General features: G+C 49.2%; 19 protein-coding genes. 10 read left to right on the forward strand and 9 right to left on the reverse strand.

Going from position 1 to position 21,774, the window contains the following annotated elements; translation table 11 throughout:
- Positions 1–30 precede the first annotated feature (30 nt).
- Together ACYZZ0_RS14195 and ACYZZ0_RS14200 are read right to left on the reverse strand one after the other, a co-directional pair.
- Positions 31–1,329, reverse strand: a complete 1,299-nt coding sequence (locus ACYZZ0_RS14195) for a TRAP transporter large permease (protein WP_461537292.1) — start codon at positions 1,327–1,329, stop codon at positions 31–33.
- 1 nt (position 1,330) lies between these two features.
- Positions 1,331–1,801: a TRAP transporter small permease gene (locus ACYZZ0_RS14200; RefSeq protein ID WP_461537293.1), complete on the reverse strand. Its 471-nt coding sequence runs from the start codon at positions 1,799–1,801 to the stop codon at positions 1,331–1,333.
- A 207-nt stretch (positions 1,802–2,008) separates the two neighbouring features.
- Here ACYZZ0_RS14200 and ACYZZ0_RS14205 point away from each other — a divergent pair, with 207 nt between their 5' ends.
- On the forward strand, positions 2,009–2,947 hold the full coding sequence (locus ACYZZ0_RS14205; RefSeq protein WP_461537294.1) for a LysR substrate-binding domain-containing protein: 939 nt from the start codon (positions 2,009–2,011) through the stop codon (positions 2,945–2,947).
- A 6-nt stretch (positions 2,948–2,953) separates the two neighbouring features.
- On the opposite strand, the gene ACYZZ0_RS14210 is transcribed toward ACYZZ0_RS14205, so the two are convergent.
- Both ACYZZ0_RS14210 and ACYZZ0_RS14215 read right to left on the reverse strand, forming a co-directional pair.
- Positions 2,954–4,663 (reverse strand): hypothetical protein, encoded by a 1,710-nt coding sequence (locus ACYZZ0_RS14210; protein WP_461537295.1) that lies wholly within the window; start codon positions 4,661–4,663, stop codon positions 2,954–2,956.
- Positions 4,664–4,760: 97 nt separating this feature from the next.
- Positions 4,761–5,660: a LysR family transcriptional regulator gene (locus tag ACYZZ0_RS14215; RefSeq protein WP_461537296.1), complete on the reverse strand. Its 900-nt coding sequence runs from the start codon at positions 5,658–5,660 to the stop codon at positions 4,761–4,763.
- Positions 5,661–5,763: 103 nt separating this feature from the next.
- Between ACYZZ0_RS14215 and ACYZZ0_RS14220 the strand changes: the two genes are divergently transcribed.
- The 7 genes from ACYZZ0_RS14220 to ACYZZ0_RS14250 all read left to right on the forward strand — a co-directional run bounded on the left by ACYZZ0_RS14220 (position 5,764) and on the right by ACYZZ0_RS14250 (position 13,049).
- Complete coding sequence (locus ACYZZ0_RS14220; RefSeq protein WP_461537297.1) at positions 5,764–6,762, forward strand: NADH:flavin oxidoreductase; 999 nt, start codon at positions 5,764–5,766, stop codon at positions 6,760–6,762.
- Between the two features lie 277 nt (positions 6,763–7,039).
- On the forward strand, positions 7,040–8,683 hold the full coding sequence (locus ACYZZ0_RS14225; protein ID WP_461537298.1) for a WS/DGAT/MGAT family O-acyltransferase: 1,644 nt from the start codon (positions 7,040–7,042) through the stop codon (positions 8,681–8,683).
- Between the two features lie 251 nt (positions 8,684–8,934).
- Positions 8,935–9,681, forward strand: coding sequence for an esterase/lipase family protein (locus ACYZZ0_RS14230; protein WP_461537299.1), 747 nt, complete (start codon positions 8,935–8,937; stop codon positions 9,679–9,681).
- Between the two features lie 50 nt (positions 9,682–9,731).
- Positions 9,732–10,340, forward strand: coding sequence for a Crp/Fnr family transcriptional regulator (locus tag ACYZZ0_RS14235; RefSeq protein WP_461537300.1), 609 nt, complete (start codon positions 9,732–9,734; stop codon positions 10,338–10,340).
- Between the two features lie 111 nt (positions 10,341–10,451).
- Positions 10,452–10,649 carry a YgaP family membrane protein gene (locus ACYZZ0_RS14240; RefSeq protein WP_461537301.1) on the forward strand — a complete coding sequence of 66 codons (198 nt, stop codon included), beginning with the start codon at positions 10,452–10,454 and terminating at the stop codon, positions 10,647–10,649.
- A 444-nt stretch (positions 10,650–11,093) separates the two neighbouring features.
- A complete protein-coding gene (locus ACYZZ0_RS14245; protein ID WP_461537302.1) occupies positions 11,094–12,602 on the forward strand; it encodes a wax ester/triacylglycerol synthase family O-acyltransferase in 1,509 nt (502 codons plus the stop codon).
- 117 nt (positions 12,603–12,719) lie between these two features.
- Positions 12,720–13,049: a phasin family protein gene (locus tag ACYZZ0_RS14250; RefSeq protein WP_461537303.1), complete on the forward strand. Its 330-nt coding sequence runs from the start codon at positions 12,720–12,722 to the stop codon at positions 13,047–13,049.
- A 90-nt stretch (positions 13,050–13,139) separates the two neighbouring features.
- On the opposite strand, the gene ACYZZ0_RS14255 is transcribed toward ACYZZ0_RS14250, so the two are convergent.
- Positions 13,140–14,975 (reverse strand): Na/Pi cotransporter family protein, encoded by a 1,836-nt coding sequence (locus ACYZZ0_RS14255; RefSeq protein WP_461537304.1) that lies wholly within the window; start codon positions 14,973–14,975, stop codon positions 13,140–13,142.
- 346 nt (positions 14,976–15,321) lie between these two features.
- Here ACYZZ0_RS14255 and ACYZZ0_RS14260 point away from each other — a divergent pair, with 346 nt between their 5' ends.
- Complete coding sequence (locus tag ACYZZ0_RS14260) at positions 15,322–15,750, forward strand: H-NS histone family protein (protein ID WP_461537305.1); 429 nt, start codon at positions 15,322–15,324, stop codon at positions 15,748–15,750.
- Positions 15,751–15,869: 119 nt separating this feature from the next.
- On the opposite strand, the gene ACYZZ0_RS14265 is transcribed toward ACYZZ0_RS14260, so the two are convergent.
- The 4 genes from ACYZZ0_RS14265 to ACYZZ0_RS14280 form a co-directional block, all read right to left on the reverse strand.
- Positions 15,870–16,859, reverse strand: a complete 990-nt coding sequence (locus tag ACYZZ0_RS14265; RefSeq protein WP_461537306.1) for an alpha/beta hydrolase — start codon at positions 16,857–16,859, stop codon at positions 15,870–15,872.
- Positions 16,860–17,053: 194 nt separating this feature from the next.
- Positions 17,054–18,130 carry a class II fructose-bisphosphate aldolase gene (gene fbaA, locus ACYZZ0_RS14270; RefSeq protein ID WP_461537307.1) on the reverse strand — a complete coding sequence of 359 codons (1,077 nt, stop codon included), beginning with the start codon at positions 18,128–18,130 and terminating at the stop codon, positions 17,054–17,056.
- Positions 18,131–18,206: 76 nt separating this feature from the next.
- The gene (locus tag ACYZZ0_RS14275; protein WP_461537308.1) at positions 18,207–19,370 is read right to left on the reverse strand and encodes a phosphoglycerate kinase; all 1,164 of its coding nucleotides are present in this window, start codon (positions 19,368–19,370) and stop codon (positions 18,207–18,209) included.
- 304 nt (positions 19,371–19,674) lie between these two features.
- The gene (locus tag ACYZZ0_RS14280; protein ID WP_461537309.1) at positions 19,675–20,718 is read right to left on the reverse strand and encodes a type I glyceraldehyde-3-phosphate dehydrogenase; all 1,044 of its coding nucleotides are present in this window, start codon (positions 20,716–20,718) and stop codon (positions 19,675–19,677) included.
- Positions 20,719–20,803: 85 nt separating this feature from the next.
- On the opposite strand from ACYZZ0_RS14280, the gene ACYZZ0_RS14285 reads away from it, so the two are divergent.
- The gene (locus ACYZZ0_RS14285) at positions 20,804–21,772 is read left to right on the forward strand and encodes a TauD/TfdA family dioxygenase (RefSeq protein ID WP_461537310.1); all 969 of its coding nucleotides are present in this window, start codon (positions 20,804–20,806) and stop codon (positions 21,770–21,772) included.
- Positions 21,773–21,774: the final 2 nt, after the last annotated feature.

Below are 21,774 nucleotides of genomic sequence, written 5' to 3' on the forward strand. Positions count from 1 at the left end.
TAACCACAGCCTCCTTAATTTCGTTGTCTATCAATACCCGAAGAAACGGGGCAGGAAGAGTGACAGGTCAGACCAGAACGAGGTCAGGATTACCACCGGCAGGTAACCGGTCAGAATCAGGATCATGGCCGGTTTAATGACTTCGGTAACTTTCACCTGGCCGATACGGGCACCCAGATAAAGAATCGATGCATACGGCGGAGTCACGCCACCCATAGCGGTGTTAACCCCCATGATCGCAGCGAACTGAATCGGGCTGATTCCCAGTGCTTCCATCAGCGGCAACAACAGCGGTGCAATCAGGATGATGGCGGTCACATCATTCACAACCATGCCTACCAGGAACAACAGCACGTTGATCATGATCAGCAGCAGCACCTTGTTGTCTGTGATCGAGAAGATGGCTTCCACCAGCTCCTGCGGCACATCTTCCAGTACAAACATCTGGGACAGGATCATACTGAACAGAATCATCAGCATGATGGCACCAACAGACGTTGAAGCTTCTTTACCGGCACCCAGAAGGGTTTTCAGGTTAAGGCCCTTGTAGATCAGGAAACCGACCGGAATGGCATAGATAACAGCAACCGCAGCGGCTTCGGTCGGTGTCATCACACCGCCGTAAATCCCCCCCAGAATAATGACCGGCATTAACAGGGCAGGTGTTGCCTTGAAGCCACGGTTACTGACTTCTGCAATAAAGTCACGCCCCTTGGGACGATCTTCAAGCACCAGCGGGAAGCGACGAGACATCCAGATGTTGACCAGGGAAAAGTTGAACATAATCAACAGTCCCGGGCCGAGTGTGGCAAGGAACGATGCCAGAATGGAGGTATCCGTCACCCAGCCATAAACGATCATGGTCACACTGGGTGGAATCAACAGTCCCAGCAGGGAAGCATTGGCAATCAGTGCTGTCGCATAGGCTCGGGGATAACCCTGCTTTTCCATCTCGGGAATCAGCAGCGGGCCAATCGCCGCAACACCGGTCAGACCGGAGCCGGAAATCGCACCAATCAAAGCACAGCTGATGGTTGCAACAACACCCAACCCACCCCGCAGGTGGCCCACAAAGATATTCACAAACCGCAGCAAACTGGCGGCTATTCCACTGACACTCATTATCGTGCCAGCCAAAACAAATAGCGGAATCGCCAGCAGCACCGGATTACCCAGCTGCTGGAAGCCCCACAACATATTTCCCTTCATGACCACATCGCCCATGAAGTACATCACCATCAGACCACCGCCGAAGCAGTAAGGCAGTGGTACCCCAAGGGTCAGCAGAATAACCAGAACCAGAACGGCAAACAGGGCTACTTCAATCATCTCAGCGCGCCTCCTCAACAAACAGGCTGCGAACGTGACGACCGAAGTGAACAGCGGTGTACAGCATCATCAGCACCAGACCGGTAAACAGCGCAACGTCGACATAGAAAGTGGGGATATAGAGGGTCGGGCTTTCTTTCCAGACTCTCCACGAGTAGCGGGTAAAGTCCCAGGCCCAGGTAGTGAGCCAGATACCGATACCCAGACTCAGCGCTTCACCGATGACGGCCAACACTTTTTCCTGCCGCTCGGTCTTGAGGAAAATTTCCAGCACATTGGCACGGATATGGGTATTCTCGCGGGAAGCATTGACTGCCCCCAGCATGTAGAGCCACAGAGTTGGATATAACAGACTCTCTTCAAGCCCCAGAACCGGAACTTCGAGAACATAACGGGTAATAACCTGAACGAACTGCCCCAATGCCACAAGACATATCAGCCCCGTCAGGAGATAGCTGGCAAATCGATTCATTAACTGAACCTCATTGTTATTTTTTGGTTGTGAAAGATTTTTTGTTCCTGCGGGGGAGGAATAAAAAACTACATCTTTCACCCCTGATTTTTTATGAGGCACAAGGTAATAATTTCAGGCTATACAATCAAAGCGATTATTTTGATGCCTTTATAAATTATTTTTATACTCTTGCTGACTGAAGTCCGCAGACGTGCAGCAAAAACAATGAATAATCTGACCATCCGCCAGCTTGAAGCCTTCAGGGAAGTTATTCGAACCGGCTCCATATCCGAGGCTGCCAGAGCCCTGAACCGAACCCAGCCCGCCGTCAGTACGCTGATATCCAATCTTGAGGAAGAGCTGGGGATGCAATTGTTTGAGCGCAACCGCAGCCGCCTGATAAAAAAGCCGGAAGCCCAGCATTTCTTTGAAGAGACCGAGGCCATTCTGGAGCGGCTGGCGCGTGCTGCTCACACCATGCGCGATCTGGCGGCACTTCAGGAAGGTCACTTGCGGATTGCATGTATGCCGGCTTCTTCACAATTCATCATGCCGGGACTGCTCGCCCGGTTTGTGAAAAACAAGCCGAATGTCAAAGTCTCGTTAATGATGCGGGCATCGTCTGTCATTGAGCAGTGGGTGGCATCACAACAATACGATGTCGGCCTTGCAGAAACTCCTCCGCCCAACCGGGCGCTTGAAATCATCCCTTTTGAACTGCGATGCGTTTGCGCAATTAAAAAGGATGATCCTTTGACTGAAAAAGAAGTCATTACACCAGCCGATCTGGATAACCGGCCAATGGCAACATTGCAGGAGGAGCATCCGAATCTGATGGCGACTCGGGATGCTTTTAAACAGGCTGGCGCAAAACTGAATATTCGGTTTGAGCTGCGTAACTTTCAGCCGGCACTCAAGTTGATTGAAGAAGGGTTGTGTTATTGCATCTGCGATCCGATGACTGCCTGTAACTATATGGATTACCAGAGCGAAAACCCCAAACTGATCTTTCGCCCCTTTGCGCCGGCAATCAACCTTTCGGTTTCAATTCTAAGGCCAGCCCAGCGAGCCAGCTCATTGCTTGCTGATGCGTTCACAAGCAAGCTGGAGCAGGCCCTGTTGGATATCAATAAAGTCAGTGAGGGCAAGGGGTTACAGTTGTAAGAACTGCTAGCGATCCCCAGTCTGTTCCCAAAAACCGATAGAGAAATCTTCAACAGGAGGGTTCCCCTGTATTACAGGCTCATTTGCGATCCAGGCACCTGATCCAAAGTCATAAATACTGACAGTATTATCAGGGTGGAAGGCTAACAGGTGACTGCCGTCTGGGGTGGGGTAAATACCACTAATGGCCAGATGCCCCTCAGGCTTGAAAATCTCCTGCTCAATAGCTGAATCCAGATGTGGATTCACTACAAGAATAATGCGTACATGTTCTGGCCTGTGATCACGGCATCTGAGCATTTGCTGCCTCAGGAAGACCAAACAATATTCACCAGTAACTTTTTTAGTCGCTCTTAAGCATGAACTCCAGAAATAATAATAGTATTTGAACTCACCCCATTTCGGCACTCTGAGATCACCGGGGTTACTTTCAGAAAAGTACAAAAAACGCATTTGCTCCCTGGTCTCACCATGACTCTCCTTCTGGGTTGGCCCAATACTTATATAGACATCGTATTCATTATTTTCAGGGTTCCACACTGGGCACATGCCCTGTGGCTCCTGCATATAGAGCCATGGTTCGGCTTTTTGGGTAGGCAGGTCAATACATCGTGGGCTTTCAGTTATTTGAGCCGAATCAGGGTAGCAGTGAAGTACATCGAGATGTGTAGCAAAGAGAGCTCCACTATCGAGCAGGCACAAGCTGACCCTGTTCAATGGGGCATCAGTGCCTCCATAACCTCTGTTATAGTCGGGCTGTTTACAATAGGAAAGGCCGACATAATAATCTTCTTTCAGCTCAGGGGGCAGTTGATGATAAATCCCTTGCGTCTCGGCAACAAAGAAATCATGACGCACTGTCTCTTCTACTTTGGCACGACCATAGCTTCTTGCCTGATCATGGAGCACAGGCATTTTTTCCACTCTGCCAGCAGAACTTACCCAACAAGATTCATGGCTTGTCTCATAGGCTGCCTCAGCCATTGGGTTACTGAAGCCAAAATGCACACATCCCTGCTTATTACATACAACACTGGAAAGCCGGCAGTCCGGTGTTTCCTGGGTAACTTCTTCAGAAAGGACAATCTCAGCTCCTGTGAACTCCCATTGATATCCGCCGCCTGCCACTCCTTGCTTTCGTTCCAATCTGAGACGCATAACAGGATCATGTGGATTGTTTTGCCTGAATAAAAGCAGAGCAGGAAACTTCAATGAACCTACTGGCATCTGTTGCACCGGAACAGTATCACCTGAACCTAAGGAGTCATAAGCGTACTGGCTTTTATCCGGAAAAATGAACCCTCTTAAATTAGCGGGTAATGGGGAGCAAACATGAGAGGAAATATCCTGAAGAGCCAACTCGACACCACAGCTCTCGCAATAACCAGGATCAGTTGGCTTGGAGAGTCTTCTGAAGTAAAAAAAATTCCCGTTACTCTCTATCCTTTCATAAACGAAGCGCTTCTTATCATGACTGTCAGAAAATGTATGCCTGGAAAGAATACATCCCTTGGGATCTGTTTGTGTATACCCAAATACTACTGCCGAGCAATCACTACACTTGTATTTCACATAGCCGAGTTCATCTTCAGGTTGTGGCGTAAACGTTAAATTTAAAATCTGTATATCATCATCGGCTTGCAAATATGTTGGAACTGCAATTAACCAGAGATAAATAAGCGGTATCAGATAATATGAAATACTACTTTTTTTCATTTCTTTAACCTATAAAGAAATATTCAAATCCTATCCTAGGTTGATTTTTTAGCAGACTTTTGAAGACGCGGCTTAAAAACAAATTACCACATCCATTTTATTGCACTCCATTTTTATCAAGCTCATTCAGCAAGGTCGTAATCCAGTGGCTCCGCAAGGGTGATTCAGCACAAAGCCAGATGCTCTGGATACATTCGTAGGGGCAACCACTGACTGAAATAATTTCCATTGAAGATCTATCTACCAGATACTCCGGCAGATAGGCTAGCCAGTAGCCAGTTTCAATAGTGGCTTTCAATGCTGCAAAGCTGTCGACCCGTGCCCCGATCTTTCTGGGGAAGTCTTCTTCATGCCAGCCATCAGTGCTCAGGGGGCTTCCGGTATCACCATAAATCATGGTTGAAGGGGTTACGAAAGAGTATTCGAGAACATCTTCAACCGCACAAGCCTGCTCAGCTTTCTCTAGCTGCCTGTTTCTCACCAAAGGATGTAAAGGTGAGGCCACAACCACAAAGCGAAGATCCTGTAGCTTGTGAAAAGCGAGGCCGGCAACAGGTGGCGGTTCGCCTGTCGTACTCACCAATGCCAGATCAACCTGACTACGTCGCAGTTTCTCCAGCCCCTTATCCTGAAATGTTTCGAAACTGAATTCTCCAAACCGGGATCTCAGTGGTTCAATAATGGCACGCAAGTTATGTGCTAAGAGAATAGCCGCGCCACTGATTTTAATATGCAGGCGACGTGGCTTCCCCATTTCTTTTTCGATCGTGCCATGCAAAGCCAACAGCTCCCGAGAGCGTGCCAGCAATTGGTGCCCCGCAGCCGTCAACTGCCAGCTTTTCCCCGAGCGATCAAACAGCTCACACTGATAATAAGCCTCAATCCGCCGAATGGCTTTTGACAGGGTTCCGGGCTGTAAATCCAGTTTTTTTGCAGCATCACGAAGGCCATTGTGACTCGTAACCTCGGTGAAAAGAGATAGATCATCAATACGCATAACGTTTCCATTAAAGAAACACTTGTTGAAATAGTGTTTCCCAAAAGCAGGAGAAAAAATCGTAAGCTAGGCGACAAATCAAGCATTATCAAGCAGTTAAAAAATGAATGGACTTCGGTTTAACCCCTTACAGATATCTGATGGTCTGACCCTTGAAAATCGTCTGGTGGTGCCACCCATGGCATCACAAACGGCTGATACCCTAGGATTGGTAACGGAAAAAACATTGGAGCATTACAGCCGACTGGCAGAATCAGGAGCCGGGCTGGTGATGGTGGAGTACAGTTTTGTTGCCCTGAGCGGCCGCAGTGAGCCTAACCAGCTGGGAGCTCATCATGATGACTGTCTTCCCGGTTTGAGTGCTATTGCTACCAGATTGCATCAGGCGGGTACCAAAGCAGGCCTGCAGCTGACACATTGTGGCGGCAAGGGTAGTTACGATATTGCTATCGATCTGATGGGACCTTCAGGTATTAAAGTGCCAGCCTACGACCGGGATCTGGAACAACCCCGGCCAATGGATATGCAGGATATTCAGTACTGGAAGGACAGTTTTATTAATGCTGCTATTCGTGCTGAGAAAGCAGGCTTTGATCTGGTAGAGATCCACTGTGCTCATGGCTATGGTATCAACCAATGGTTGTCACCCCTGACTAATCAGCGAGATGACGAATACGGCGGTTGTCTGAAAAACCGGAGCCGTTTACTGCTCGAAATTGTTGCTGGTATCTCAATCCATGCACCGAGCCTGAGCATTATGACACGCATACCGGGTCAGGACTTGTACCCGGAAGGACTGACCCAGAATGATATGAAGCAGGTAGCACAATGGCTGGTTGATGCCGGTGTTTCGATTCTTGATATTTCCTCCGGTATCGGCGGCTGGAACCGCCCTAAATCGAGACGCGGGGAGGGTTATCTGGTGGAAGAGTCAAAAGCACTTCAGGGCCATACCCATGTTCCTGTCATTGGTGTTGGCGGTATACAGGGCGCTGACTATATCGAGCAGGCGCTTGAGAATAACTGGCTGGATCTGGCAGCAGTCGGCAGAGCAATTCTGCAGGATCCGGCACAGTTCAAAGACACTCATATGTCCTCTTAAAACCTGACCCAAGGGAGGTCTGCCTTGTGCTCAGACCTCCCTCCAATCCTGCTACCATCAAGCATCTCCGCATTATTAAGTGACCTGTTTTCTGTACTCGTGATAAAGTAAGGCCGCATTTTGTAAGCAACTGTAATATCAGGTTGCTTTAATTCTGTACCTGTTACACACAACCTTGTCTCAGGTACAGTAATTGCAGCTTTCGCACTGACAACATGCTTCATATAAGAAAAACATCCAAGAAAAGCGTGAGATCTCATTCAGGGGGGATAGATTAATGCAGCAGCTTTCTGCACTGGATGCCGCATTTGTGAACATGGAAACAGGTACGGCGCCTTCTCATGTGGGCAGCCTGGGTATCTACGACCAATCCACAGCGTCCAGTCATCCGGTCCGGTTCAAGGACATTATCAAAGCCATTAGAAACCGTCTCCACAAACTGCCCGAACTACGACAGCGGTATGTGGGTGTGCCTATGGGGCTGGATTACGGTTACTGGATTGCAGATCCTAACTTTGATATCGAATTCCATCTGCGCCATATTGCCCTGCCGGCTCCCGGAGACTGGCGCCAGCTTTGCATTCAGGTTGCCCGTCTGCATGCCCGTCATCTGGATATGAATCGTCCGCCGTGGGAAATCTATATTATTGAGGGGTTGGACAATATCGAAGGCATTCCCAAGGGTAGCTTTGCTGTCGTCACCAAATTCCATCATGGTCTGATCGATGGTCAGGCCGGCGCCAAGCTGATGGGAGCCATGCATGACCTGGTCGCTGATCCGGTGCTGCCTCCTTGCGAAGAACCGCTGATTGCCGACCGTATGCCAACTGCAGTCGAGCTACTGGCCAGAGCCTCAATCAACAATTCCAAAAACCTGCTTAAAAGCAGCAAGATTGTTGCCAAGTATTCATTGCCACTGGCTCGCAAGGCCACCAGTGTTGTCACCAAAAAGCTCACAGGCAAGAAAAATTCATCGCTGATTCCAAAGCCGCCACGGGTACGTTTCAATCAGAAAATATCCCCACACCGCTCTTTTGAAGCCATTGATTTCAAACTGGATGAAATTAAGGCTGCGGCAGCAGCATTGCCTGGACTGACCGTAAACGATATCGCACTGGGCATTATTTCCGGTGCCCAGCGTCGTTACCTGGATGATAAAGGCGAGCTGCCTGATGCTTCACTGAATGCACTGGTTCCGGTCAATATCGCTACTGATGGCCGGGATGTTGAAGGTAAAAACAAAATCTCCTTCATGTTTCCCAACATCCATACCAACATTGCAGATCCCAAAGAACGTCTGCTGGCAATCAATTCCGCCAGCAAGACATCCAAATCCAACAACAAGGCCATGGATGGACGAGCACTGTTGGATGCAACCCAGTTGTTGCCGAACTCAGTAACCAACCTGATTATTCGCAACCTGTCTCACTATAACTTGATGCGTCACCTGCCACTGACGGGTAACTCGGTTATCACCAATGTGATGGGCCCCAAAGTGCCGCTGTACTTTGCCGGCGCCAAGATGGTGCGCTTCTACGGACTGGGGCTGCCACAAGATAATGTGGGTCTGTTTAACATCATCTTCACCTATAACGGCCTGCTTTCTATCAGTGCTACCAGCTGCCGTGAAGTGATGCCGGACCCGGCTTTCTATATGGAATGCATGCACGAATCTTTCGAAGAGATCAAAGCTGCATTGTTTGCAGAAGAAGAGCCGGTCGAAACAGAAGCTCAGGTAGATCAAGCCGAGGATGAACAACCGGAAGAAGTCGTTGAAGTTGCACGGGCTCCAAAGGCTGAGCCGGAAGTTATTCTTAAATCCGAGCAGACCAGTACTGTTCAGCCGCTGAAAAAAGAGCGTCCCAAAAAACGCTCTCAGGTTAAGCCGTCCGAAGCGGTTGAAACTGCAGAATCAGCTTGATGCGATAAGTCCTTACTACCCCTGCAGGCCATTCTGCGGGGGTAACTTATTCCCTTTCTTGAGTGACATTATTACTCATTCTTCTCTGACAAAAGCGTTTAAAATTCCTGATCAAGCACAAAAGTGCTAGAAATCAGCCGCAATTCGCCATATAACAACAAAGTAGAAAGATAAAAAATATCTCTGCCAACAGAGATAGCAGCATGACATTTCATGCAATACCCGGGTAACACCGAGGAAATAACAACATCATGAGTAATGTTAAAAAGCCCTCGCTACTCGACCTGGCCATGGATCTGACCCAGGCCGTTTCCGATGTCCGAAAAAGTAAACGTTGGGACAAACTGCAGCAAAGTCTGCCGCATGGTGATGGCCACACAGTCATTGTGCTGCCGGGCTTTATGACCAGCGACCGCGCCACCACAGTACTGCGCGAAAGACTTATCGCGCTGGACTATGATGCGCGGCCATGGAAGCTGGGACTGAATTTTGGCGAGACCAAACAGCAGGATGTGCTGGAGCAGCTAAGTGATCAAATCAAGCGGGCTTATATAGAAAGTTCACGCCCGGTCAGCCTGGTTGGCTGGAGTCTTGGCGGACTGCTGGCAAAAGAAGCGGCTCGCATGCAGCCTGATCTTGTACGTCAGGTAATCACCCTTGGCAGTCCGATTGCCGGCTTTCCCCAGCATGCCAGCATCTGGAAGTTGTATGAAATTATTACCAATGTACTGAACCGGAAAAGTCCTCACGTAGCTCAGCCTCAGGAGTTCCTGAAAAACGTACCAGATGTGCATGTTACGTCGATCTTTGCCAAAAGTGACGCTATAGTGCCACCCCATATCGCCCGTCAGGAAGAGAGCGAACATACCGAGAATATTATGGTTGCCGCCAGCCATTTCAGTATGACGCTGAGCCCCGGCATATTTGAGATTATTGCCGACCGGCTGGCACAGCCTGAAGATAACTGGAAGCCTTATAAATTCAGTGCTGCATCATAAGTCAGCATTTCGGACACACTCCGGATGAATTCCGGACAAGAAGTAAAATAATGAACAGGTTACCCGCCGTACTCGCGTCCGCCAGACAACAGACTCTGCCTGCCGGGCAAACAATTTTCAGTCTGGGCCAACCCTGTAACAGCTATGTAGTTTTGATGTCTGGCAGTGTCAGAGTATTTACCAGCTCGGAAAATGGCAAAGAGCTGGTGCTGTACCGGATTCAGCCCGGTGAAATATGTGTCCTTACAACCTCCTGCCTGCTGGGAAATAAACATTATCCTGCAGAAGCTATTACCGAATCTGAAATACGCATCTGCATGCTGAGCAAGGCAGAGTTCAATAACTTGATTGCCACAGACAGCGAGTTCAGGGATTTTGTTTTCCAGAGTTTCAGCCAGCGACTGGCGGATTTGATTACCCAGCTTGAGCAGATAGCACTGGAGTCAGTGCCCTGGCGCTTACAGCAATACCTGCTCAAACATGCTGATAACGATAATCTCGTTCATGCTACCCACCAGACCATTGCCGCCGAAATCGGAACCGCACGGGAAGTGGTCAGTCGTCATCTAAAGACACTGGAAAGACAACAAAAGATTCGCCTTGGCCGGGGCTCTATTGAAGTAGTGGCATCGGAACTAAAGGACGCCTGCCCGGTGTGATTAACAGGTCTGTGACTTTGTCACTGAGGTAAACATACAATCCCTTTAAACTCCCCCTGTCGCTGCCTGACAGCAGAAAAGTTAACCTCAATAACAGGCCGGGGTGAAAAAATGACAAAGAATGCAGGAAGTATTGATCGTGCCGTACGGGTTGTACTGGGTCTTGTTCTGATAAGCCTGGTTTTCATCGGTCCGCAGACACCCTGGGGCTGGATTGGCGCTATTTTTCTGGTGACAGGTCTGGTTGGAATGTGTCCGCTTTATTCAATCTTCGGAATTAATACCTGCCCGCTTAACAAGCGTTCCTGATTTTTCTGACTCAGGCTGCCGTGCGCAGTCAGGTTAAACCGGATCAGTTTTAGCGAATGAAACCCCGACTAATCCCCCACCGAGGGGTTTCATTCCTTTTCATTTTGCATTATTTGCCTCCATCTCCCGACTTCTTGCCTCAAGACTTACTCAAAATCATAAAAAAGCCTATCATTCGACCTGTTTTTGATTTGCATCAGAATACAACAACAAGCGACTGGCCTAGCATGTAAGTTAGAGTCATACGCGAATCATTATTATCGGCATGACGTGCAGCCCGTTTTTTCGAGTCCGGGGGGAATCTGAAAATAAACATAACCCGAAGATTCACCGCCTGCAGCTTCATTCAATAACAACACTGCAAGCGTATTCTGATTTCGGGACAAATGTCAGGGCAACAGACGCAGGACATGCCGGATTAATAAAATTCGAGGGGGGAAACACATGAAGCAGTTATCAGCGTTTGATTCTGCGATCATGAGCATGGAGACAGGCACCACACCGATGCACCTGTCGAGCCTTGCTATTTACGATCAAAGCACTATTCCCGGTGGGGACAAGCTGCGCTTTAAATCCATCATTCAGCACTTTACCAGCCGTATTCACAAGATACCGCAACTGCGTAACCGCTTTGTGGAGGTTCCATTCGGGCTGGATTATCCCTATTGGATTGCTGATCCGGATTTCGATATTGAATTTCACCTGCGCCACATTGCCCTGCCGGAGCCAGGCGACTGGCGTCAGCTTTGTATTCAGGCAGCCCGGATCAATGCCAGACCATTGGATATGAGTCGTCCACCGTGGGAAGTCTACATTATTGGCGGGCTGGATAACGTCAAGGATCTGCCCAGTGGCTGCTTTGCCATGATTCTGAAAGTGCATCAGTCTCTGGTTGACTGTGATGCGGCTCAGGGTCTGATTGCTGCTCTGCATGATCTTGATCCGACTACACCGCCGCCGCAAATGACTCAGCCTTGGGTTGTTGACCGGGTTCCGACGTCTGTGGAGTTACTGGCTCGCGCAACGGTCAACCGGCCCAAACGTCTGATGCAGGCAGGTAAAGTGGTTGCCAGATATTCTCCGGCGCTGGTTAAAGCCAGTGCCCGCCGGCTGTTTTCAAGCAAGGGTTGCTCTATCGGTATGGCACCCCATACCCGGTTCAACGACAAGGTATCACCACACCGCGTCTTTGAATCTGCCGAGCTGGAACTGAAAGAGTTTAAGCAGCTGATCGGTATCGCACCGGAATTTACCCTGACAGATCTGGTCAGTGGTGTGATTTCCGGTGCCCTGCGGCGATATCTGGCCGACAAGGGTGAGCTGCCTCAAAAATCACTCAATGCCATGCTGCCGTTTACAGTTAAAACTCACGAGCACCGGATTAAAGGTGACGCAGCAACATCCTTTATCTGCCCCAAGCTGTACACCAATATTGCCGACGTTCGTGAACGATTGCAGATGATCAGCATCGCCAGTGAACATGGCAGACAAAATACGTCAGCGCTGGGCGGCAAAGAGGTCGAAGACGCTTCCGTGTTGTTGCCAAACACGGTGTTTAACCTGATGGTTCGCACCGCATCACGCTATAACGCAGCCAACCATGTGCGCCCTCCGTTTAATACGGTGATTGCCAATGTTGCCGGTCCGCAGATTCCCTTGTATATGGCAGGTTCAAAGCTGTTGCGATTCTATGCAACCGGCCCCTGCTGGGAAACTGTCGGCCTGACACATCTGGTTTATGGCTACAACGGCAAGCTGACGATCAGTATTACCAGCTGCCGGGAAATGTTGCCCGATCCTTCTTTCTATGTTGAATGCCTGGAAGAGTCTTTCAGGGAAATTCAGAAGGCACTAACCATGCCTGAAAAGGAAATCAGGCCTGAACGTGAAGTTGTACCGATCCGAATCAAAAATGCAGACAACGATAGCAAAAATGAGGCAATTGACGTCTGATTGATCTGGATCGCTGGGAATATTCTTGCACATCAATACCATAAACGTACGTTTGTGCTAGAATGGCGATCGTTGGCTTCCATGGTCAACGACATTTTATTGAGGGGGACTTATAAAATGTACGATAAAATCTGGCTGGCCGGTCTGGGTGCCTACTCTCGCTATGAAAAGCTGGGCAAAGATGGCAAGAAGCTGTTCGAAGAGCTGGTAGAAGACGGCGAAGCCGTTCGCGAACGCGCTACCGGTAAAATCGACGAGCTGAAAGATGCAGCCAAAGACAAGGTTCAGGACAACATCAGCCGCATCAAGGAGCTGTTGAACCTGGAAAGCAACTCCACTTCTGACGACATCAAAGAGCTGACTGCTCAGGTTGAAGAACTGAATGTTGCTGTTAAGGCTCTGGCTCAGGCCAAGCCAGCTGCTGCTCGCAAGACCAGCGCTTCCTGATTACAGTTTTCAACTGTAAAAAAAGCCGAACCTGAAAATCCAGCGTTCGGCTTTTTTGTTAGATCGCTTTTATAAAATAAATTCCAGCGTTTACTCCTGCTCCTGCATCCGGGACTGGAACCCGGTATAAGCATTGGCTTCATACAATCCGACTTCTTCACTGACACCAGTCAGAATCGCCACGGCGCTATCAATCAAGCTGGTGCAGGCGTCATGTATATGAGCACTGTCATTCAGCAGCGAGCTGGCAATATAGGAGTCAACCTGCCGCCCACGCAATAATTCGTTGAGCCGGTTATTGGTTTGAGTATCCTGCCGGTGCAGAACCCGCTTCAGGCGCCGGGCCCGGGACAGAATCTCATCATGCTTGCGGCCTACACCCAGTTCATCAATCTGCTTCAGGACTCTGGCCACTCGCAGACGTAGCAGATTGTATTGTTCTCTTACCTGGCGGTTATCCGACTTCACATGTTCGCCAACATTTTCATAAATCAGTGCGACCTGCTTGATAGACTGTACAAAACCCCGGCTGGCAACCTTGATAGCAAATAGCTGAGAAGCCTGTTTGGGTGTCATCCGACCTTCCAGCGTGCCGGCAAAACGAATGATATCGGCATAAACACCTTTCACATGGCGCTGATACAACTCGTCAATGGTCCAGTCCTGCTGTGGACGGACCCAGTTATTCACAAGCTCTTCCAGATCATCCGATTCCCGCAGTTTTTCACCCGAGAGATAAATGGCATAACTGATAATTTCCAGTGTGTTGCGATAAAGGTGGGCACACTCTTTCCGCATTGCCCGCAACGCAGCGTCGGGATAGCTGAACACAGCACGATTGAGATAGTAGGCTCGTTCAAAAGCACTGGTCCGGGTTTCATGTTCCAGATCGAGCAGTTCACGGCTGTCACTCTTGTCGAACAAGCTGTCGAGCCAGGCCACCATTACCTTGAAGAAAGGCAGAATCAGAAGCACCCCCATAATATTGAAAATACTATGGAACACCGCCAGCTTCAGCGTGTAATCCTGATCATCAATCGACATCAGGCTGGAAATACTATCCACAGCCAGAATCAGCTGTGGCAGGAATGTGACAGCGGTAACCGCCGTCACCACATTAAAGATCAAATGCGCTGCAGCCAGGCGCTTGCCTTCGGCACTGGCACTTAAAGCCCCCAGAACAGCGGTCACCGTAGTACCAATATTTGAGCCAATCGCCACTGCAATCGCATTGGTATAGCTCAGGTTTCCGGCAATCAGGGCAGAGAACACCAACACCATCGTGGCATTGGTTGACTGCATGATAACGGTCGCAGCCAGTCCAATAAAAATGTAGATAAGAACACCTGCCAGCCCCTCCATCTGGAATCTGGCCAAATCAAGTTCACTGCTGAAGGCTTCAAACCCATCTTTCATATAGTGGATGCCGAGCAGGAGGAAGCCGACACCCAGCAGCAGGTAGCCTAAACCGGAAATTTTTTTGCCAGACTGAAATTTGAGCATCAGCCCCAACACCAGCATCGGCATGGCATAGGCTGACAGCTTGATTTTCAAACCGAACAGCGCCACCAGCCAGGCACCGGCAGTACTACCAATATTGGCCCCGAGCACAATACCAATACCCTGATTCAGCTTGATCAGCCCGGCACTCAGGAAGGAAATAATGATGACGGATACCAGCGAGCTGGACTGTAACAGTGCAGTGCTGAAAACCCCGAAGCTGACACTTTTCCACAGTTTATCCGTGGTACGGTGCAGCAGTTTTTCCAGCAGGCCTCCGGTAAATACCTTGAAGCCCTGCTCCAGATAAACCATGCCCAACAGGAAAATCGCGATGCCTGCCGCAATAACACTGAACTCAGGACTGATCCAGAAACCATAGACCAGCAGAATAGAGATGGATGGTAGAAACAGTTTATTGAGCATATCCTTGCGCCAATCTCCCTGCGCCTCTTATTCCATATATGAAAGCTCCATACATGAAAGCTTCATATCCGGAAGCTATTTGAGCCTCTAACGGATACAGGACTCAATAAGAATAATGCTAGTACAAATGACCAGCCATGCCGATAATTACCCTCTTAATTAAGACTTATCGTGCCAAAGTAACAGTTATTTTAATAACTTATTAAAACAATCACTTTACGTTTTATTGTTAGCCCCTATTAAAGGGGGGGTTCAGGAGTGAAACAAAAAAATCTTTTGTTAAAAATTGCTGCAATCATTCCTATTTACTAGAATTCCTGCTGCCGATTCATAACAGGTTTATAAGATGAATATTTTTGAAGAAGTCATTCACCGCCTTGGAAGTAAAACCCGTATTCGGTCGCTATTTAAGGATGTTCATCTCGAAGACATGGAAAGTATGATTTCAAGAATGAACGAAGTTCTTGAGGAAAAGTACCAGCACAGGAAGAAAGAAGAACTACGCCGTCAGGAAAAACAAAATAGTATTGAAGAAATCAAGAAAGTGATGGCCCATCACGGACTGACACTGGACGATTTTGGGGATAACCCTGAAAAAGCCACCGTTCCGGCACGTAAAAAACGGAACATCAAAAAATTTACCTTCGAGTATGTTGACCAGGCTGGCGATACTGTCCAGTGGCATGGTTCAACCACTGGACGTCTTCCCAAGGACTTTCAGGTCTATCTGGAAAAAAGCGGCAAGAAACGCACTGACTGCGTTGTGGAACAATAAGCGCAATTCGATAACAGATTCTGCCCGACAGGATATTTAATACCCATACGGCCCGGAATCACTAAAGCTCCAGGACTTCCATAACTACAGGCAATCAGTGCCATCCCATATGCCCGTCATCACAGTGACAGCTTATCGGAAATAAACCGGAAAAAATCGTTGCGCGTTTCAGATGTTTCATTCACAAGATGATGTCCTGCGCCCGGCAAAATCAAAATGTCGGGTGCAGCATACAACCGCTTCAGGACTTCCATATTGTGACGCCAATCGACAGTAGAATCATTGTCTCCCTGAACAACCGCTGGATGGTATGGGCTTTGAAAAGCCAGATGCTCGATTTTTTTAATCCAGTTTCTTAAAGCACCAACCCAACTGACCGGCACAACCCGGCTTTGCAGTGGATCCATGCCCCTTACAAACTTTTTGAAATTTTCATCCCGGGTGTTGTTACCAAACTTTCTTGGGACTGCTTTTATCAGTTTATTAACCAGCAAATATTGCAGTGCGGCTTTTTTCCAGTGAACAGGTCTTACCAGCGGAGAAAGCAGAATTACTTCTTTTATCGGGCTGCTTTCCGGCTTAATTTCTTCATGTGTAAGATAATCAGTAATTATTGCTCCACCGGTACTTTGTCCCATCAAATACCAAGGCTCAGGTAACTGCTGTCGGGATAAATCGAGAATGGATTTCAATACCTTCCGGTATTCACTAAAACAGTCGATAGCTACCCGGGCACCTGATGAAATCCCATGCCCCGGCAAATCATAGGCTAATACCGTAAAGCCCTGCTCCAGCCAGAAACGAAAGGCATGCCCATATAACCCACAATGATCATAGTAACCGTGAAGCACAAAAACAGTGCCCTTACTGTGGGCAGGTTGAAACAGGTTTACGGCAATACGATAGCCTTCAAGCTCAAGCCAGCCTGATTTCTGGCTCACACCCCCTATCTGTTCACCCAGATCAATCTGGTAGTAGCGTTGATAAGCCGCAATTTCCTCGCATACCTCCCGGGTTTGCTCAAACTCGAAGGGCGGCAATAAGGGAGACAGACGCTCAAATGAAAAATCAGGCGCATCGGGAGACAGTGAGGCAACAACTCGAGGCATAGCAAGGCTTCCAGCCAGAAGTAAAAACAGAAACAACCATGTCAGGACTCAGCTCGCTGCTTCCATTACGGTGTTTTTATAAAGGCAGCATACCGTGAATCACAAATATAAAAAGGGCGGTATAAAACCGCCCTTCTCTCCGCGCAACAAGCTGCACAATAAAAGTACTGTGCAATTAATTTATTGCCGAATGTTTACAGCACGTCAACGCTGTTCAGGTCACGGTGAGCCTGTTCCAGACGCTCAACCATGGAAGCCTGACCGGCACGCAGCCATACACGCGGGTCGTAGAACTTCTTGTTCGGCTTGTCAGCACCTTCCGGGTTGCCCAGCTGGCCCTGCAGGTAAGCTTCTTTCTCTTTGTAGTAGTTCAGAACACCTTCCCAGGTCGCCCACTGAGTGTCAGTGTCGATGTTCATCTTCACTACACCGTAGGACACTGCTTCGCGGATCTCTTCCAGAGTAGAGCCAGAACCACCGTGGAATACGAAGTCCAGGGTCTTTTCGGCCAGACCGAACTTCTCGGAGCAATACTTCTGGGAGTTGTCCAGAATCTTCGGAGTCAGTTGAACGTTACCCGGCTTGTATACGCCGTGTACGTTACCGAAGGAAGCAGCGATGGTGAAACGCGGGCTGATCGCGCTCAGAACTTCATAAGCGTAAGCCACATCTTCCGGCTGGGTGTACAGCAGGGAGCTGTCCATATCGGTGTTATCCACACCATCTTCCTCACCACCGGTGCAGCCCAGTTCGATTTCCAGCGTCATGTCCATCTTGGACATGCGCTTCAGATACTCGGCACAGGTCTGGATGTTTTCTTCCAGAGACTCTTCGGACAGGTCGATCATGTGAGAGGAGAACAGCGGCTTGCCATTCTGCTTGAAGAACTCTTCACCAGCGTCCAGCAGAGCATCGATCCACGGCAGGAGCTTGCGGGCAGCGTGGTCAGTGTGCAGGATTACCGGGATACCGTAGGCTTCAGCAACAGCGTGAACGTACTTGGCACCGGCAATGGCACCCAGGGCACCGGCAGGACCTTCAGTCTTCAGACCTTTACCGGAGAAGTAGGAAGCACCACCGTTAGAGAACTGAACGATAACCGGAGACTTCACCTTGGCGGCAGCTTCCAGTACACCGTTGATGGAGTCAGTACCGACAACGTTGACAGCCGGCAGCGCGAAGTTGTTGGCCTTGGCGATTTCAAAAACTTTCTGAACGTCGTCACCGGTGATAACGCCAGGCTTTACTGCATCAAGAATCTTCTGGGACATGGTTAAATCCTGTTTTCACTAAATTCAGTCAGAGAACCAATAAAAAAGGGACGTGCACAACGTCCCTTTTCTTCAATTACTTCGCACGCTCTTCCAGCATGGCAACGGCCGGCAGTTTCTTGCCTTCCACGTACTCGAGGAACGCACCGCCACCGGTAGAAATGTAGGATACCTGCTCCTTGATGCCGTACTTGTCGACAGCCGCCAGGGTGTCACCACCACCGGCAATGGAGAACGCCGGAGATTCAGCGATTGCCAGAGACATAGCCTTGGTGCCTTCGCCGAACTGGTCGAATTCAAATACACCAACCGGGCCGTTCCATACGATAGTACGGGCATCTTTCAGGATGTTGGCGAACAGCTCGGAAGTCTGGGGACCAACGTCAAAGATCATTTCGTCTTCGGCAACGTCGTCAGCCATTTTGATCACAGCCGGCTCGTTCTCATCGAATTTCTTACCCACAACCACGTCGATCGGCAGCGGAATGTCGCACTTTTCCATCAGGGCTTTAGCCTGAGGAATCAGATCTTTTTCGTACAGAGACTTGCCAACCGGCTTGCCAGCAGCCGCCAGGAAGGTGTTGGCAATACCGCCACCCACGATCAGCTGGTCGCAAACTTCAGACAGGGATTCCAGTACGGTCAGCTTGGTGGAAACCTTGGAACCGCCAACAATGGCAGTCATCGGCTTGGCCGGAGCATCGAGCGCCTTGGCCAGTGCATCCAGCTCACCCTGCAGCAGCGGGCCGGCACAGGCAACCGGAGCATACTGACCAACACCGTGGGTAGAAGCCTGGGCGCGGTGAGCGGTACCAAAAGCATCCATCACGTAAACGTCACACAGGGCAGCCATCTTGCGGGACAGTTCTTCGTTGTTCTTCTTTTCACCAGCGTTGAAGCGAACGTTTTCCAGAATAACCAGTTCGCCTTCAGCCACTTCAAAGTCGCCGTCCAACCAGTCCTTGATCAGGCGAACTTCACGACCCAGCAGGTTACCGATGTAGTCAGCAACCGGCTTCAGGGAGAATGCTTCGTCGTATTCACCTTCAGTCGGACGACCCAGGTGGGAAGTAGCCATCACACGGGCACCGCTTTCCAGCGCGTGCTTGATAGTCGGCAGAGAGGCCAGAATTCGGGCGTCGCTGGTTACCTTGCCATCTTTTACCGGCACGTTGAGATCTTCACGGATCAGTACCCGCTTTCCGGACAGATCCAGCTCGGTCATTTTGACGACGGTCATAAGTGCAATTTCCTCGCGTAAGACAAGCCTTGCTGTTGTTCTGTGCCATAAAACTCTGTTCTCATCAGATCGAAAATGAAAACAAAGTCGCTTCATTCATGGTTGTTTGCGGGGGATTTTGTTAATTCGATCAAAAGCTCACGACCTCAATACAATTAACAACATTTGCAAAACAAACAGAACAGCAGAAAGGATTCAAAAGCTGCGCTACATTAGCATAAACTCAAATCAACCGGTATCCAGTAAATACCCGTTATTGATATCAATTTGATTCAGACAAACTTTTGATCATATACCCTGTTGATTATTTAACCTGCTGTAGCCAGATTTCACTGACGTCCAACATTCGATTGGCAAAACCCCACTCATTATCGAACCAGCACATCAGTTTCACCATTCGCCCACCACTCACACAGGTCTGGGTTCCATCAACAATTCCGGAACGCGGATCATGGTTAAAGTCAACAGAAGCATGAGGCTCTTCGGTATAACCGGTAATCCCCTTTAATGGCCCCGCAGCCATTTCCCGGAATAAACGATTAATTTCACTGGCGGTTGTTTCCTGGCGGACATTAACCGTCAAATCCATAACAGAGACATTAATTGTAGGCACCCGCATCGCCAGTGCATGAATTCTTCCTTCAAGTTCCGGCAGCATCCGGTGAATACCTTTAGCCAGACCTGTTTCAACAGGAATAATAGATTGCAGCGCACTCCGGGTCAGACGCATATTGGTTTTATGGTAAGCATCAATAACCGGTTGATCATTCATGGCCGAGTGAATGGTTGTTATCACAGCACTGTCGATTCCCACCGCATCATTTAATGTTTTCAGAACCGGCACAATACAGTTGGTGGTACACGAAGCATTGGACACAATCGTGTGCCCGGCTTTTACTGCCGACTCATTGACCCCGTAAACAATGGTTGCATCCACATCCGGCTTTGCTGGCTGAGAGAACAGCAACCGGGGCGCACCGCTTTCTATATGCTGCAGTGCCGTTTCCCGGTCAGTGAATGAGCCGGAACATTCCAGCAGCAGATCAAACTCCTGATCCCGCCAGTTCAGCTTGCGAGGATCCGCTTCGTTGAAGCACCGGATGCGGTCACCATTGACCGTGATGGATTCAGCATCATGGCTGACTTCACAGGGAAAGCGACCATGGGTTGTATCGTAGCGGGTCAGATAGGTCAGCGTCTCAATATCGGACAGTTCATTAATAGCAACAACCTGCATCCTGTCACGGTAACCGTTTTCATATAACGCGCGCAGAACACACTGACCAATACGGCCATAGCCATTTATTGCCAGTCGCAGAGGTTTATTCTTAACTGAAGTCTCAGCCATATTGATTCTCTGACTATTCTCGAAAAGGACAGATTCCGGCGGATAGTAAACGGCTTGGCATCACTTATCCAATACATAAGAGGGCATGGAAGTGCAGCATCAACCCGTCCCTGAAGTATGGCTTCAAAAAACTGGCTCTCTGGATAGCTTCATCACCGAACTGACTCCGAAGCAGCAAGCTTTATTGAAACAGGCGGCCTGTGACACAGACTCGACTGGCATGTCAGCATTTCAGGATCTTTGTGTAGATATCCTGAGCTGGCAATCCGAGGTGCTGTTCGGTAACGGGCTGCTGATTCTGCGAGGTTTTCCTGTCGATGAGCTAACGAGTCAACAACGTGATGCCCTGTATCGTAAGCTCGGTAAACAGTTAGGTGAGCTGGTCCCACAGGATTTGGAAGGCGAATTGTTCGGGCGGGTCGAAGATGTCGAGGGTGAGGTACCTCATGCCCGGGGATACTTAAGTCGTAAAGCTCTGTCACTACATACTGACCGGGGCGATATCGTCAGCCTGCTGGGTGTCAGGTCAGCGGCAACAGGCGGTGTAACATCCTTTATCAGTTCTTATGCAATTTATGATGAACTACTGAAACAGGCACCGCACGTATTACCTGTCCTGTGCGATGGCTTTCACTATGCTTCGCCCTATCAGAAAAGTGGTGCAACTGATTTCAGAATTCCAGTTTTTTCATGGCACGAAGATGTTTTGAGCTGCTACTGCACCCGGGCATTTATTGAATTCGCTGCCGAGGCTCGCAATATTGCCCTGACAGCCAAGGAGATAGAAGCACTGGACTGGTTTGAAGCTATCTCTGGCAGGGAAGATATGGTTCACAGCATAAGACTGCAGCCGGGGGACTGGGCTATCTGGAATAACCATACCATTATTCACAAGCGAACGGCCTTTGAAGCGGTTTCAGAAGCCTCTCAACAAAAAGGTCGTTTGTTACTTCGACTTTGGTTAAGTGTCGGGGACAGATGGCCACTCTGCCCCGTACTGAAACATTATGTGCAGTCAGGCATTACATCAGAGTGCATGCATTTCAATCCCTGACT

Origin of the sequence: Spongorhabdus nitratireducens (assembly GCA_947387575.1) — a bacterium.
Lineage (GTDB): Bacteria > Pseudomonadota > Gammaproteobacteria > Pseudomonadales > Endozoicomonadaceae > CANDOC01.